We start from the raw sequence: 15,529 nt of genomic DNA, 5'->3' as shown, positions 1-15,529 counted from the left end.
ATCAAGGGCAGCGCAGCGTAGGAAACTCCCGGCTAGACGCGCGTGATCGACGCGTCAGCAGGTTGTGACTCGTGGACGGTGCGCGGCTGCGCCTGCAGCCAGGCCAGTTTGCGCGCACGCGGCAGGCGTTTGAGTGCGCACTCTGCGCGTGATGCGCTGGCGCGGTCCGGGTAGGGGTGGCTGGCGAGCATCTGCACGGGCGGATTGGCGCGCGTGTAGCGTGCGCCGGTGCCGCGCAGATGCGCCTGGAAGCGCCGCTCCAGATCATTGGTAATGCCGGCGTAGTAGCTGCCGTTGCGACACAGCAGCAGGTAGAGGTGCCAGGGCTTGAGTGCATCCATCCGCGCATTATCGCCACTCGCCTGGGCTTGCGCAGCGTGGCTGCGCGACGGGCTATCCGGCTGCCGGCCAGGCGCGATCCGCCACAGGAGTGAATAACCACCTAAACATTGGTTATTTGACGCTCGCGACGCCGGCAAACAGCATGCCGTATTGCATTGCGCGGTCGAGACCGGCTTGGCTGGCGCTACGTAAACCACGCGGCGCGGCGACCCTACGGCGCATGCCGGCCGCAGCAACGCTGCGCACCAACCAGCCCATACAAAAGGACGTCAATGATTGCGCGACACCGGAGCCCGGCGGGCATCGTTTCTGCTTCCCGATGGTGGGGGACCCCGCAGTTGCTGGCATGGAGCCTGGCATGCGCCTGCATGCCGGCCGTTGCCGACGAAGCGGGCGATGCCGACGCAGCACCGGAGCGCACGGCGCAGACCCTGGGGGCGGTGACCGTCACCGCCACGCGCCGCGAAACCACCTTGCAACAAGTGCCGGTGGCGGTGTCCGTGGTGCAGGGCGAAACGCTGGAGCGCGAGAACCGCAACAACGTGGCCGACCTGCCGGCACTGGTGCCCAGCCTGACCTTCCGCACCGGTGCTTCCAACAAGGACACCTCGTTGTTCCTGCGCGGCGTGGGCACCATTTCGACCTCGCCGGGCGTGGAGCCCAGCGTGGCCACCGTGATCGATGGCGTGGTGCTGGGCCGGCCGGGCCAGGCCACGCTGGATCTGCTCGATGTCGAGCGCATCGAAGTACTGCGCGGGCCGCAGGGCACCTTGTTCGGCAAGAACGCTTCCGCCGGCGTACTCAATATCGTCAGCAAGCCGGCGCCGGAGGTATTCGGCGGGTATGTGGATTATTCGCACTTCGGTGGCGGCGACGAAGACCGCCTGCGTGCCAGCGTCGGCGGCACGCTGGTGCCGGAGCTGCTCAAGGCCAGCGTGTCGGCATTGTGGGCCGAGTACGGCGGCAACGTGCGCAATGTGGCCGACGGCCAGACCGTCAACGGCTACCGCCGCGCCGGCGCGCGCTTGCGGCTGGACCTGAGCCCGAACCCTGGCTTGAACGCGACGCTGCTGGCCGACTACCTGCAATCGCACAGCGACGCGCCCAGCGGTGTGGTGGTGGACAGCACGCGTGCCGACTTCGCCGCGGCGCTGGCACCGGTCATCGCCAGGGACGACAACCGGCAGATCAACAGCGATTACCGCACGCATCTGGAAGACACCAACAAGGGCGCCTCGCTGCAGCTGGATCAGCAGCTCGGCGATGCAGTGCTGACATCCATCAGCGCCTGGCGGCAGTGGGACAACACCCAATTCCAGGATGGCGACCGCACCGCGCAACGCAGCGCAACGTTTCCGTCCTCGCACGACCGTGGCGATCTGGGGTATACGCAATACTCGCAGGAAGTGCGCATCGAGACGCCGCGCGACCGTGCGGTGGAAGCGGTGGCCGGCCTGTACTACCTGCACGCGCGCAGCGACGAAACCTACCAGCGCACGGTGACCTCGCCGACCGCAAGCAACGTGGGCGTGGCCGATTACGATACCCGGGCCGAAACCTATGCAGCGTTCGGCGAGGCCACCTGGCATTGGCGTCCGGATCTGCGCGCCTTGCTCGGCGCGCGCTTCACCCGCGACACGCTCGACTATCAACACCAGCGCGTGTCCACCTCTGCAAGCGCGGTCACCGGTATCCAGCCCGCCACCGCCAGCAGCGGGAGCACCGCAGAAAACGGCGTCTCCGGCCGTGCGGGGCTGCAGTACGACGTCGATGCGCGAACCACCGGCTACCTCACGTATTCGCGCGGCTACAAGGGCCCGGCCTACAACGTGTTCTTCAACATGCAGCCGCGCGATACGCCGGCGCTGAAGCCGGAAACCTCCAACGCGTGGGAGCTGGGCCTGAAGGCGCGCGCCCTGGACGATCGCCTCAGTGCGAACGTGGCGTTGTTCCATACCGAATACGCCAACTACCAGGCCAACTTCTTCGACACCGTGGCCGGGCAGGTGGTGACGCGCCTGATCAACGCCGGGCAGGTGCGCACGCAGGGTGTGGAGCTGGATCTGGAGTATCGGCCCACCGAGCGGCTTAGCCTGGCGGCGTCGCTGGCCTATACGCAGGCACGCATCCAGCGCTTCGCCTGCCCGGCAGCTGCGGCAGCCAATTGCAACGTGGATGGCAAGCCGTTGCCGTTCTCGCCGGACTGGAAGGGCAACCTGCGCGCGGCCTATCGCGTGCCGTTGCGCGGCAGTCTGGCGCTGGAATTCAACGGCGATGTGAGCTGGCAGGACAGCGTGCAGTACGACCTCAGCCAGACCGCACAAACCATTCAGGGCCCTTACGCAATCTGGAATGCCAGCATTGCGTTGGCCGACGATCTGCATGGCTGGCGGGTGGCGGTGCTGGGTCGCAATCTCGGCGACCGCGCGTATGCACCGTTGCTGGCCAATGCGACCGGCAACGTCTATCGATTGGTGCCACGCGACGATCAGCGTTATGTCGGGCTGCAAGTGCATAAGGATTTTTGACGAATGGGTGTGATGTTTCTTGATGTTGCTGTGAGCAGTGACATGGCTGCCGTCCGCGGTGCGCTGCGATGAGCGCGCCACGTCAGCTGTCGCTGGGCGCATTCCTGATGGCCACCGGCCACCATGTGGCGGCGTGGCGTCATCCGCAGGCCAGTGCCGACACGCTGGTGTTCGACCATTACCGCGAGATGGTGCGCATTGCCGAAGCCGCGAAGTTCGATGCGGTGTTCGTTGCCGATAGTTTGGCTGCGGCCGGTGGGCCGGTGGCCTCGCGCATGGCGCGTTCCAGCCTGTTCGAGCCGCTCACCCTGCTCAGCGCGTTGGCAGTGGTGAGCGAGCGCATCGGTCTGATCGCCACCGTGACCACCAGCTATAACGAGCCGTATCACGTGGCGCGCAAGTTCGCCTCGCTGGATCATCTCTCCGGCGGGCGTGCCGGCTGGAATCTGGTGACCTCCGACGCCGCCGATGAAGCGCTGAATTTCAACCGCGATGCGCATTACGTGCACGCCGAGCGCTATGCGCGTGCGCGCGAATTCCAGCAGGTGGTGGCCGGGCTGTGGGACAGTTGGGACGACGATGCGTTCATTGCGGATAAGGCCGCCGGCCTGCATCACGACCCGGCGCGGGCGCATGTGCTGGATCACCGCGGCACGCATTTCCAGGTGCGTGGCCCGCTCAATATTGCGCGCGCCCCACAAGGGCATCCGGTGCTGGTGCAGGCCGGTTCGTCCGAGCCTGGGCGTGCGCTGGCCGCCGAGACCGCCGAGGTGGTCTTCACCGCGCAGTCCTCATTGGCCAAGGCACAGGCGTTCTATGCCGACCTCAAGGGCCGGCTGGACCAGTTCGGTCGCCCACGCGATGCGTTGAAGGTGTTGCCCGGTGTGTTCATCGTGGTGGGCCAGAGCCAGGCCGAAGCGCAGGAAAAATTCGAGCAGTTTCAGGACCTGGTGGAACCGGCGGTGGGCATCGCATTGCTGTCGCGCATGTTGGGCAATTTCGATCTGTCGGCCTATCCGCCGGATGGCCCGCTGCCGGATTTACCGCTCACCGAAACCGGCCAGCGCAGCCGCCAGCAGTTGTTCACCGAACTGGCGGGACAGGAGCAGTTGAGCATCGCCCAGCTCGGCCGGCGTATCGCGGGCGGGCGCGGCCATTACAGCCTGATCGGCACGCCCACGCGGATCGCCGACGAGCTGCAGGCCTGGTTCGAACAGGGCGCTGCCGATGGCTTCAACGTGTTGGTGCCGCATCTGCCCGGTGGCCTGGCCGATGTGGCCGCGCATGTCGTGCCGGAGCTGCAGCGACGTGGCGTGTTCCGGCGTGAATATGCCGGGCGCACGCTGCGCGATCATCTGGGGCTGCAACGCACCGTCAATCGCTTCAGCGCACGCTGACCAACCGGACATCCCCATGCGCTATCTCGCACATCCCGATCGTTACGACCGTATCGCCTACCGCCGCGTTGGCCGCAGCGGCCTTGTGTTGCCTGCGTTATCGCTGGGCCTGTGGCACAACTTCGGCGACAGCACGCCGATCGACACGCAACGCGCACTGCTGCGTACCGCGTTCGATCTGGGCATCACCCATTTCGACCTAGCCAACAACTATGGCCCTCCCTATGGCAGCGCGGAAATCAATTTCGGCCGGCTGCTGCGTGAAGATTTCAAGCCGTATCGCGATGAGTTGATCCTCTCCACCAAGGCCGGCTGGGACATGTGGCCGGGCCCGTACGGGCAGGGCGGCAGTTCGCGCAAATACCTGCTGTCCAGCCTGGATCAGAGCCTGCAACGCCTGGGCGTGGACTACGTGGACATCTTCTACTCGCACCGCTTCGATGCTGATACCCCGCTGGAGGAGACTGCCGGTGCATTGGCCAGCGCGGTGCAGCAGGGCAAGGCGCTGTATGTCGGCATATCGTCGTATTCGGCCGCGCGGACACGTGAGATTGCTGCGCTGCTGCGCGCGTGGAAGGTGCCGCTGCTGATCCATCAGCCGGCGTACAACCTCTTCAACCGCTGGGCCGAGCACGAGCTGTTCGATGCCACTGCGGAGCTCGGCGCTGGAGTGATCGCCTTCACACCGCTGGCGCAAGGCCTGTTGACCGGCAAATATCTCGACGGCGTGCCGGCCGACGCGCGGGTCAACCGGCCCGGCGGTCAGTCGCTGCGGCCGGAACATCTGTCCGATGACAACCTGCAACGTGCACGTGGGCTGGATGCGATTGCGCGCGGGCGTGGGCAGAGCCTTGCGCAGCTGGCGTTGGCGTGGGTATTGCGCGATGCGCGCGTGAGCTCGGCGTTGCTGGGCGCCAGCCGTCCGGAGCAACTGATCGAAAACGTGGCGGCATTGCAGGCGCCGCCATTCAGTGCAGAAGAGTTGGCCGAGATCGATCGCCATGCGGTCGAAGGCGGCATCAACCTCTGGGAAAAGCCGTCCACCGATTGGCAATGAGGAAGCCGCAGATGCGCTACCGCGTGACAGCTACCACCATCGAAGCGGCGATGCAGCCATCGGGCTGGCGCGGCCGTGGCGTGCAACCGGCAACCGCGATGCGGGCAACGGGCAGGCAGCAGACGGTGTGCCGCTCGCTGATGGCCGCGCGTGCGGCCGCGTACGCCGCGTTGGCAAGTGCCTTGCTGTTGGCGAGTCTCGTGTGGGCGCAGCCTGCGCTGGCGGCCGAGCCGGCGCAGTTACGGATCGGTTATCAAAAGGCGGTCTCCAGTTTGGTGTTGGCCAAGCAGCATCGTTTGCTGGAGCAGCGCTTTCCGCGGACCAAGATCACCTGGGTGGAATTTCCGGCCGGCCCGCAACTGCTGGAAGCATTGAATGTGGGCAGCATCGACCTGGGTGGCGCCGGCGATATTCCACCGCTGTTTGCGCAGGCTGCCGGTGCCGATCTGCTCTACGTGGGCTGGGTGCCGCCCACGCCCAAGGCCGAGACCATTCTGGTACCGAGCAAAAGCGCGCTGCGTACGGTGGCCGACCTCAAGGGCAAGCGTATCGCCTTTCAGAAAGGCTCGAGTGCGCACAATCTGCTGCTGCGGGTGTTGGCCAAATCAGGTCTGAGCATGCGCGATATCACGCCGCTGTATCTGTCGCCAGCCAATGCGCGTGCGGCGTTCGCAGCCGGGCAGGTGGACGCATGGGCGATCTGGGACCCGTGGTATTCGGCGTTGACGCTGGATGGCAGCGCACGCCTGCTCGCCAATGGCGAAGGCCTGGGGCTCACCGGTGGGTTTTTCCTGTCGTCGCGTCGCTATGCCACGGCGTGGGGGCCGTTCGTGCAGCAGGTGATGGGCACGCTCAACCAGGCCGATGGCCTGCTGGAGCGCGACCGTGCCGGCAGCATCAAGACATTGGCGCAGGTGAGTGGGCTGCCGCCCGCAGTGGTGGAGCGCACGCTGGCGCATCGCCCACCGGCCAGCGTGCAACCGCTCAGCGCGCAGGTCATCAAGGCACAGCAGGCCACCGCCGATCTGTTCTATGCGCAGCGCCTGTTGCCCAAACGCGTGCTGGTGGCACCGGCGGTCTGGCGTGCGCCGGATGCTGGCACAGCGCAGGCGGTGAGCAAATGATGCGTTGGAGTGCAGGCAGATGCAGGAGCCGCGGCCATGGCGCTGCGCGTGGCCGGGCCTGTGCAGCCGTTTCGATCCTACGCGACACGCTGCAGCGCGCCACGACCGAGGTGTCGCGATGAGCGCCGCCTCGCGCCGCCTGGGCAACGCATTGTTGCCCTGGCTGCTGCCGCTGGGCTTGCTGGCGGGCTGGCAAATTGCAGCCTCCAGCGGTTGGTTGCCGCAGCGCATCCTGCCCGCGCCGGATGCGGTGCTGCGTGCGGCAGCCACGCTGGTGCGCAGCGGCGAGTTGTGGCAACACCTGGCCATCAGCAGCTGGCGCGCGGCGGTCGGCCTGGCGATTGGCGGCAGTATCGGATTTGCGCTCGGCCTATTGACCGGCGTCTGCCGCGTGGCCGAGCGCCTGCTCGACAGCGCCCTGCAGATGCTGCGCAACGTGCCGCATCTGGCGCTGATTCCGCTGGTGATCCTGTGGTTCGGTATCGATGAGGGCGCCAAACTGTTTCTGGTCGCCTTGGGCACCTTTTTTCCGATCTATCTCAACACCTACCACGGCATCCGTAGCGTGGACCCGGCCTTGATCGAGATGGCGCGCAACTATGGCCTGCGCGGTCCGCAGCTGTTCCGGGACGTGCTGTTGCCAGGTGCGTTACCGTCGATTCTGGTGGGCTTGCGGTTCGCGTTGGGCCTGATGTGGCTGACCCTGATCGTGGCCGAGACCATCTCTGCCAGTTCCGGCATCGGCTATCTGGCAACGAACGCGCGCGAATTCTTGCAGACCGATATCGTGGTGGTCGCCATCGTGCTGTACGCGCTGCTCGGCAAGCTGGCCGATCTGGCCGCGCGCGGGCTGGAAGCCTGGTGGCTGGGCTGGCATCCGGCGCAACAACAGCGTGCAGAGCTACGCCGATGAGCGCTGCCACCACCGGGCTGCCGCTGCGCGTACGCGGCATCGCGAAACGTTATGGCGACAGCGACGTGTTGCGCGGCATCGACCTGGAGATCGCGCCCAGTGCGTGCGTGGCAATCGTGGGGCGCAGCGGCTGCGGCAAGAGCACATTGCTGCGCGTGATCGCGGGGCTGGAAACGGCCGATGTCGGCACGGTCGACAGCGGGCGCGCGCCATTGGCAGCGCAGCGCGATGCGGTGCGGCTGATGTTTCAGGACGCCCGCCTGCTGCCGTGGAAGCGGGTGATCGACAATGTGGCGCTTGGGTTGGGCCGGGCCGGTCGTGCGCAGGCGCAGCAGGCGCTGGACGCGGTGGGCCTGGGCACGCGCGGCAACGCGTGGCCGTCCGCGTTGTCGGGCGGTCAACGTCAGCGGGTGGCGTTGGCGCGTGCATTGGTGCATCGGCCGCGGCTGTTGCTGCTGGACGAACCGCTGGGGGCGCTGGATGCATTGACCCGTATCGAAATGCAGCAGCTGATCGTGCAGTTGTGGCGGCAGCATGGGTTTACGCTGGTGTTGGTCACCCATGACGTGGCCGAGGCGAGCGCGCTGGCCGATCGTATCGTGGTGCTCGAACACGGCAAGGTTGGCCTGGATGTGGCGGTGCCGGTGCCGCATCCGCGTGCGCCCGGGCTGCCGGCGCTGGCGTCGATCCAGGCACAGGTGCTGTCGCGTCTGCTGGGCACGACACAGGTGCCGGAGCCAGCTGCCCCGAAGGCGCAGACGCGCCATGGTCCGCCCCGCGGGGCGACGGCACAGGACACCTCGCCGTTGCAACGCATCCTCTAGCCCCGTCTCTAGCCCCGTGCGTGTCGGGCTCGGCTCCCGAGACCATACCGGCGCCTGCGCACCGCTTCACTAACGCCCACGGCGACACGCTGGGTCACTGGCTGGTGCGTCACCCGGCGGGAGCCCCACCTGCACGTCCCGCTTCGCCACGCCCGCTTGGGTAGCGTCGGCCTGGCCGCTTCCATCTCCAGCACCGGCAAACCTTGAAACCCCGCTCGGCAACCGCATCTGCACGGTATCGCCGGCGGTGCCGGCCACCTGTTCAGAGGATCTTCCCATGCGGATGGACAAGCTCACCTCGCGGTTCCAGCAGGCGCTGGCCGACGCGCAGTCGTTGGCTGTGGGCCGCGACCACAACATCATCGAGCCGGTGCACGTGCTGGCCGCGCTGCTCGACCAGAGCGGCGGCAGCACCCGACCGCTGCTGTCGCAGGCCGGCGTCAACGTGCCGCTGCTGCGCGAGCGCCTCGGCGAGGCGCTGGACACGCTGCCCAAGGTGTCCGGGCAGGAAGGCAATCTGTCGATCGGCAACGATCTCAATCGCCTGCTCAACCAGACCGACAAGCTTGCCCAGCAACATGGCGACGCGTTCATCGCCAGCGAATGGTTCGTGCTGGCCGCCGCCGACGATGCCAGCCCGCTGGGCGTGGCGTTGCGCGCTGCCGGCGGTGACAAGAAGAAGATCGAAGCGGCCATCGACAAGCTGCGTGGTGGCGAAACCGTGCAGTCGGAAAACGCCGAAGAACAGCGCCAGGCGCTGGAGAAATACACCATCGATCTGACCGCACGCGCCGAGAGCGGCAAGCTCGATCCGGTGATCGGCCGCGACGAAGAAATCCGCCGCACCATCCAGGTGCTGCAGCGCCGCACCAAGAACAACCCGGTGCTGATCGGCGAACCGGGCGTGGGCAAGACCGCCATCGTCGAGGGCCTGGCCCAGCGCATCATCAACGGCGAAGTGCCCGAAGGCCTGCGCGGCAAGCGCGTGCTGTCGCTGGACATGGGCGCGCTGATTGCCGGTGCCAAGTTTCGCGGCGAGTTCGAAGAACGCCTGAAGGCGGTGCTCAGCGACCTGTCCAAGAACGAAGGCCAGATCATCCTGTTCATCGATGAGCTGCACACCATGGTCGGCGCCGGCAAGGCCGACGGCGCGATGGATGCCGGCAACATGCTCAAGCCGGCGCTGGCGCGCGGTGAGCTGCATTGCATCGGCGCCACCACGCTGGACGAATACCGCAAGTACATCGAAAAAGATGCGGCATTGGAGCGCCGCTTCCAGAAAGTGTTCGTGGGCGAGCCGACGGTGGAAGACACCATTGCGATCCTGCGTGGGCTGAAGGAGCGCTACGCCGTGCATCACGGCGTGGAGATCACCGACCCGGCCATCGTGGCCGCCGCGACGTTGTCCAACCGCTACATCACCGACCGCCAGTTGCCGGACAAGGCCATCGATTTGATGGACGAAGCGGCATCGCGCATCCGCATGGAGATCGACTCCAAGCCGGAGGAGCTCGATCGCCTGGAGCGCCGCCTGATCCAGCTCAAGATCCAGCGCGAGATGCTCAAGAAGGAAAAGGACGATGCCTCGCGGCAACGGCTGGCCGATCTGGAAACCGATATCGACAAGCTCGAGCGCGAGTTCTATGACCTCAACGAGCTGTGGAAATCCGAGAAGGCTGCGCTGCAGGGCACCACCAAGGTCAAGGAGCAGATCGAACACGCCAAGCTGGAACTGGAGGCCGCGCAGCGCCGCCAGGACTACGCCAAGATGAGCGAGATCCAGTACGGCGTGCTGCCGCAGCTGGAAAAGCAGATGGCGTTGGCCAACGAAGTCGAACACCACGATTTCAAGCTGGTGCAGGACCGCGTGACCGCCGAGGAAATCGCCGAAGTGGTGTCGCGCTGGACCGGCATTCCGGTCAACAAGATGCTCGAAGGCGAGCGCGACAAGCTGTTGCGCATGGAAGACGAACTGCATCATCGCGTGGTCGGGCAGAACGAGGCGATCAAGGTGGTGTCCGATGCGGTGCGCCGCTCGCGCGCCGGCCTGTCCGACCCGAACCGCCCCAGTGGCTCGTTCCTGTTCTTAGGTCCCACCGGCGTGGGTAAGACCGAGCTGTGCAAGGCGCTGGCGGATTTCCTGTTCGACAGCACCGAAGCGATGATTCGCATCGACATGAGCGAGTTCATGGAGAAGCATTCGGTCGCGCGCCTGATCGGTGCACCTCCTGGCTATGTGGGTTATGAAGAAGGCGGTTATCTCACCGAGGCCGTGCGTCGTCGTCCGTATTCGCTGATCCTGCTGGACGAAGTGGAAAAGGCGCATCCGGATGTCTTCAACATCCTGCTGCAGGTGCTCGACGATGGCCGCCTGACCGATGGCCAGGGCCGCACCGTGGACTTCCGCAATACCGTCATCGTGATGACCTCCAACCTGGGCTCGCACCAGATCCAGGAGCTGTCCGGCGACGATAGCGCCGAGGCGTACACGCAGATGAAGGCCGCGGTGATGGGGGTGGTGCAGGCCCACTTCCGCCCGGAGTTCATCAACCGGCTGGACGACATCGTGGTGTTCCATCCGCTGGACAAGGCGCAGATCAAGTCGATTGCGCGCATCCAGTTGCAAGGCCTGGAAAAACGCCTGGCCGAGCGCGGCCTCAAGCTGGACCTGGACGATGCGGCGCTGGAGGTGCTGGGCAGTGTCGGCTTCGACCCGGTGTACGGCGCGCGTCCGCTCAAACGCGCGATCCAATCGCAGGTGGAGAACCCGCTGGCGCAGCAGATCCTGTCGGGCCAGTATCTCAGCGGCGATAGCGTGCGCGTGCGTGCCGACGGCGGACGGCTGGTGTTTACCAAGGACTGAGCGCGAGGCCCGCACGGCGTAGGAGTGCACTGGGCGCGATGGCTTTACCGGGAACGCCCATCGCGCCCAGGTGCGCTCCTACGTCGAGCTGGAACGTGCGGCTGGCCGGCCGCCGCAGATCTCGGCGGCGCGGTCCGCCAATCCTGCTACCATGCGCGCCCCTGAGGTGACTGCCGGTTGGCCGGTGGTTTAAACGGGAATCCGGTGCGCGGATCGCCTTGGCGAGCTGCAATTCCGGAGCTGCCCCCGCAACGGTGGGCGAGGTCAGATGCCGCACTACGCCACTGTGCAGTCGCATGGGAAGGCGCGGCATCGGAAGCGCCAGCTTCCACTCGCAAGCCCGGAGACCGGCCTGAGGGATTGACCCGGCACGCGGTGGGCGTGGCCTTGCTCGTCTGACGCTGCGCGCCGGACGCTTGGCCCGTTGCTGCCTGCCGCCCGATTGCCCACGCGCGGGTTGGCGCGGTTCCAGGAGCAGCAGTTGATGTCCCTTTCTTCCGTTTCGCCGCGTCGTGCCGTGCTCGCCGTGGGGCTGTCGCTGTGCATTGCCACTGTGGCCCAGGCCGAGGCCGCCATCGATCTGGACCAAGTCGTGGTCACCGCCTCGCGTACCGCACAGACCCAGGACCAGACGCTGGCGCCGGTCACGGTGATCGACCGCGCGCAGATCGAGCGTCGTCAGGTCAATTCGCTGCAGGACCTGTTGCGTGGCGAAGCGGGCGTGTCGCTGGCCAACAATGGCGGGCCTGGCAAGGCGACCTCGCTGTTCCTGCGCGGCACCGAGGCAGACCATGTGGTGGTGCTGATCGATGGCGTGCGCATCGGCTCGGCCACCGCTGGCGGCGCGGCGTTGCAGGATCTGCCGATCGAGCAGATCGAACGCATCGAAATCGTGCGTGGCCCGTTTTCCAGCCTGTATGGCTCCGAAGCGCTGGGCGGGGTGGTCCAGATCTTTACCCGGCGTCCGCAAGGCGGTTTGGTGCCGACCTTGAGCGTGGCGGCCGGCAGCGACAACGCGCGACGCTACGGCGCGGGCATTGCGGGGCGCAGCCCGGGCGATCTGAGCGACGCCGGTGGTTGGTATTCGGTGAACGCCGTGCACGACGAAACCGACGGTATCAACGCGTATCTGGATACCGGCTCCAGCGCCTACGACCCGGACCGCGACGGCTATCGCAACGATTCGTTGAGCGCGCAGGGCGGCTGGCGTTTCAATCGCCAGTGGGATGCCGATGTGCATGTATTGCGCGCGCAGAGCCGTAACGAATACGACGGTTCGGCATTCGGCGGCAATCTGAGCAAGGGCGTGCAGCAGGCCATCGGCGGCCGCGTGCGTTACGCGCCGAGCGATGCGCTCAAGCTCACTGCCAGCGTGGGCAGCAGCGCCGATCTGAGCGATGCTTACTACCAAGGCGCCTATCTGTCGACCTACGACACCCGCCGCAAGCAGGGTGCGTTGCAGGCCGATCTCGACACCGGCCCCGGTCTGCTCACGGTCGGCTTCGATTGGCAGCGCGACGCCATCGCCAGCAGCGATACCTACGATGCCGACAGCCGCATCGACCGCGCCGCATTTGCGCAATGGCAGCAGACGTTTGGCAGCCAATCGCTGCAGGCCAGCCTGCGTCGCAACGACAACAGCCAGTTCGGCGGCAAGACCACCGGCAGCCTGCTGTGGGGTTGGGATGTCGCCGAGCATCTGCGCCTGACCGCCAGCTACGGCACTGCGTTCAAGGCGCCCACCTTCAATGAGTTGTATTACCCCGAATACGGAAACCCGCTGCTCGGCCCGGAAACCTCCAAGAGTGCCGAGCTCGGCCTGCGCGGTCGCTACGACTGGGGCACCTGGACGCTCAGCGCGTTCCAGACCCGTATCGACGACCTCATCGCCTACGACGCCTCGTTGGTGGATGCGACGCATCCGTTCGGGCAGCCGAACAATATCGATCGGGCGCGCATTCGCGGCGTGGAAGCGGGCTACGACACCGAACTGGCCGGCTGGACCGTGCGCAGCGCGTTGACCTGGCTTGCCCCGCAGGCCGATGGCGAGGTCAATCATGGCAACTGGTTGCCGCGGCGTGCGCGTCAGAGTGGGCGCATCGATGCCGACCGCAACATCGGTGCATTCGGCATCGGCGCAAGCCTGTTCGGATCGGGTGCACGCTACGACGATCTGGCCAATACCGATCGCCTGGCCGGCTACGGCTTGCTGGATCTGCGCGTGAGTTATGCAGTGAACGCGGACTGGAAGGTGCAACTGGCCGCCAACAATGTGTTCGACCGCCACTACGAAACCGCACGTTGGTACGCCCAGCCAGGCCGCAATTATCTGCTGACCTTGCGCTACCAACCGGCGCACTGAGAGCAGCCGACGACACGACTGCGCAGCCAACGGATGGGCGCGCGCGGTGCCCGGATCCGCATGGACCAGGCGGACACCGCGGTTGCTCGCGCTGTCCGCGTTTCACCTGGCGATTGCCCGCGACATTTTGTTAGCCGCTCTAAGCCGCGTAGTCGGCGCTTGCTGCTGGATGCAAGGATCGTTACGGTTTGCAGGGGGCGATCATTTGCCTGATGTCTGTTGCGCCATCCGGGTGGCGATCGAAAATCTGAAGGAGACCATCGATGCCGCCGTTATCCCGCTCTTCCGAACGCCTGTTGTTCATCGCTTCGATGCTGCTGATGACCGCGACCCGCTTCCATCATGTCAGTGACTGGCTGCACCTACCGGATGCATCCATGGCCGTGTTCTTTCTCGGCGGCCTGGCCTTGCGGCGGCACGGCTACTTCATCGCCTTGCTGGGGTTGTCGGTGGCGATCGATTGGACTGCGGTGCGCCTTGCCGGCGTCAGCGACTTCTGCATCACGGCGGCCTACGCGGCATTGCCGGTGGCCTATGGCGTGCTCTGGTACGCCGGGCGCGCGACTCACGCACGTCTGCGGCCAAGCGCTGCGTCGCTGAGCATCGCCTGGGGTCTGGGCACCTTGGCCGCTGTGCTGTCGTTCTTGATCTCCAATGGCGCGTTCTACTGGTGGGGCGGGCGCTACACCGACCCGCACTGGGCGCAGTATCTGCAGCGCGCCTGGCAGTGGGGACCGCTGTTCGTGCGCACGACAGCGCTGTATCTGGCGGTGGTGCTGGCAGCCGCATGGTGCGCGCTGCGCTGGCGCGCCGCAACGTCGTTCTCCACGCCATCGGAAGTGTCATGATGGTGGCGCCGCGCGCAGCTGCGACGCCGTTGCCGTTGCACGGCACAGCGGCCAGAGCGTGCGGCATCGCACTTGCCGTCTTGATGGTCTGTGCGCGCGGCGAGCATTTTGCGAATGTGGATGCCTTGCCCACGGCCTCATGGGCGGCGTTTTTTCTGGCCGGCGCGTTGTTACGCCCGCTGTGGATGTTGCCGCTGCTGTTCGGGATCGTATCGCTGCTGGATCTGATCGGCCTGGCCTCGGGCAGCAGCAGCGACTGGTGCCTGTCGCCGGCGTACTGGGCGTTGGAGTTGGCGTACGCCGCGTTGTGGTGGGGCGGCCTGCTGTCTGCGTTGCAACTGCAGCGCCAGGGCTGGCGTCGTGTCGTCGGGCCGCTGTTGGCCTTGCTGATCAGCGGCAGCGCCGCCTATCTGCTCTCCAAAGCCGGCTTCTATTTCCTGTCTGGTCGCTACCCGCATGCCACGCCGGGCGGGTTCATTGCGCGCGTGCCGGCGGACTATCCACACGCCCTTGCAACCCTGGCCGGCTATGTCGGCCTGGCCTTCGCGCTGTTGGCTGCACGACGCTCCGCTGGCGCACGTCCACCCCTTGGAGCACGCGCATGACCAGCCCCGAGCACGATCAAACGCATTATCGCGAACGTGCGCAGCGCAAGAAGGAATTGGTCGACCGGCGCATCGCACGTGCGGTGATCGACCGCGGTGTGCTGCTGGTCAATACCGGCAATGGCAAGGGCAAGAGCTCGTCCGGCTTCGGCATGCTGGCGCGTTCGCTTGGGCATGGCCTGTATTGCGGCGTCGTGCAATTCATCAAGGGCACGTTTTCGACCGGCGAAGAAGCGTTTTTCCGTCGCTTTCCGGATCTGCTCGATTATCACGTCATGGGCGAAGGCTTCACCTGGGAAACCCAGGACCGCGCACGCGACATCGCCGCCGCGCAGGCCGCCTGGCAGCTCGCGCGCGGCATGCTGGCCGATGCGCGCTACGACTTCGTGCTGCTGGACGAACTCAACATCGCGCTGGTGAAAGACTACATCGCGCTGGATGAGGTGCTTGCTGCCGTGGCCGCGCGACCGCCCGGCCAGCACGTGGTGATCACCGGGCGCGGCGCGCCGGACGGGTTGATCGAAGTCGCCGACACCGTGACCGAGATGCGCCTGGTCAAGCACGCCTTCAATGCCGGCATCAAGGCGCAACTCGGCATCGAGCTGTAGCCGTGAGCGTGCGCGCGCAACGCCTCGTATGGCTCGGCATGCTGGCTGGCATGCGCCG

Annotated in this window: 12 protein-coding genes and 1 riboswitch; of the genes, 11 read left to right on the top strand and 1 reads right to left on the bottom strand. The window is 66.1% G+C overall.

Going from position 1 to position 15,529, the window contains the following annotated elements; all coding sequences use genetic code 11:
- Positions 1-32: 32 nt before the first annotated feature.
- Positions 33-341 (bottom strand): GIY-YIG nuclease family protein, encoded by a 309-nt coding sequence (locus tag AMD14_RS16635; RefSeq protein WP_005915765.1) that lies wholly within the window; start codon positions 339-341, stop codon positions 33-35.
- Positions 342-710: 369 nt separating this feature from the next.
- On the opposite strand from AMD14_RS16635, the gene AMD14_RS16630 reads away from it, so the two are divergent.
- From AMD14_RS16630 to cobO, 11 genes are all read left to right on the top strand, one after another.
- Complete coding sequence (locus tag AMD14_RS16630) at positions 711-2,870, top strand: TonB-dependent receptor (protein WP_015463508.1); 2,160 nt, start codon at positions 711-713, stop codon at positions 2,868-2,870.
- Between the two features lie 68 nt (positions 2,871-2,938).
- Positions 2,939-4,267 carry an LLM class flavin-dependent oxidoreductase gene (locus tag AMD14_RS16625; RefSeq protein ID WP_011052101.1) on the top strand — a complete coding sequence of 443 codons (1,329 nt, stop codon included), beginning with the start codon at positions 2,939-2,941 and terminating at the stop codon, positions 4,265-4,267.
- A 16-nt stretch (positions 4,268-4,283) separates the two neighbouring features.
- Positions 4,284-5,324 carry an L-glyceraldehyde 3-phosphate reductase gene (gene mgrA / locus AMD14_RS16620; RefSeq protein ID WP_011052100.1) on the top strand — a complete coding sequence of 347 codons (1,041 nt, stop codon included), beginning with the start codon at positions 4,284-4,286 and terminating at the stop codon, positions 5,322-5,324.
- An 11-nt stretch (positions 5,325-5,335) separates the two neighbouring features.
- Positions 5,336-6,448, top strand: a complete 1,113-nt coding sequence (locus tag AMD14_RS16615) for a sulfonate ABC transporter substrate-binding protein (protein ID WP_015463507.1) — start codon at positions 5,336-5,338, stop codon at positions 6,446-6,448.
- Between the two features lie 118 nt (positions 6,449-6,566).
- Positions 6,567-7,361, top strand: a complete 795-nt coding sequence (ssuC, locus tag AMD14_RS16610; RefSeq protein ID WP_011052098.1) for an aliphatic sulfonate ABC transporter permease SsuC — start codon at positions 6,567-6,569, stop codon at positions 7,359-7,361.
- The gene (locus AMD14_RS16605; RefSeq protein ID WP_015463506.1) at positions 7,358-8,185 is read left to right on the top strand and encodes an ATP-binding cassette domain-containing protein; all 828 of its coding nucleotides are present in this window, start codon (positions 7,358-7,360) and stop codon (positions 8,183-8,185) included. The genes ssuC and AMD14_RS16605 overlap by 4 nt, the downstream gene beginning before the upstream one ends.
- Before the next feature lie 277 nt (positions 8,186-8,462).
- Positions 8,463-11,048 carry an ATP-dependent chaperone ClpB gene (gene clpB / locus AMD14_RS16600; RefSeq protein WP_015463505.1) on the top strand — a complete coding sequence of 862 codons (2,586 nt, stop codon included), beginning with the start codon at positions 8,463-8,465 and terminating at the stop codon, positions 11,046-11,048.
- Positions 11,049-11,195: 147 nt separating this feature from the next.
- Positions 11,196-11,418, top strand: a riboswitch (cobalamin riboswitch).
- A gap of 114 nt (positions 11,419-11,532) precedes the next feature.
- On the top strand, positions 11,533-13,410 hold the full coding sequence (gene btuB, locus AMD14_RS16595) for a TonB-dependent vitamin B12 receptor (RefSeq protein ID WP_015463504.1): 1,878 nt from the start codon (positions 11,533-11,535) through the stop codon (positions 13,408-13,410).
- A gap of 263 nt (positions 13,411-13,673) precedes the next feature.
- Positions 13,674-14,258 (top strand): hypothetical protein, encoded by a 585-nt coding sequence (locus tag AMD14_RS16590; protein ID WP_003488896.1) that lies wholly within the window; start codon positions 13,674-13,676, stop codon positions 14,256-14,258.
- Positions 14,258-14,863: a hypothetical protein gene (locus tag AMD14_RS16585; RefSeq protein WP_015463503.1), complete on the top strand. Its 606-nt coding sequence runs from the start codon at positions 14,258-14,260 to the stop codon at positions 14,861-14,863. The genes AMD14_RS16590 and AMD14_RS16585 overlap by 1 nt, the downstream gene beginning before the upstream one ends.
- The gene (gene cobO / locus AMD14_RS16580; RefSeq protein ID WP_003488891.1) at positions 14,860-15,471 is read left to right on the top strand and encodes a cob(I)yrinic acid a,c-diamide adenosyltransferase; all 612 of its coding nucleotides are present in this window, start codon (positions 14,860-14,862) and stop codon (positions 15,469-15,471) included. The genes AMD14_RS16585 and cobO overlap by 4 nt, the downstream gene beginning before the upstream one ends.
- The last annotated feature ends 58 nt before the right edge of the window (positions 15,472-15,529 follow it).

The sequence above is a fragment of the Xanthomonas citri pv. citri genome (assembly GCF_000961215.1).
Lineage (GTDB): Bacteria > Pseudomonadota > Gammaproteobacteria > Xanthomonadales > Xanthomonadaceae > Xanthomonas > Xanthomonas cissicola.
The sequence above is the reverse complement of the archived record's forward strand: the minus strand, read 5'-3'. Positions and strand labels throughout refer to the sequence as shown.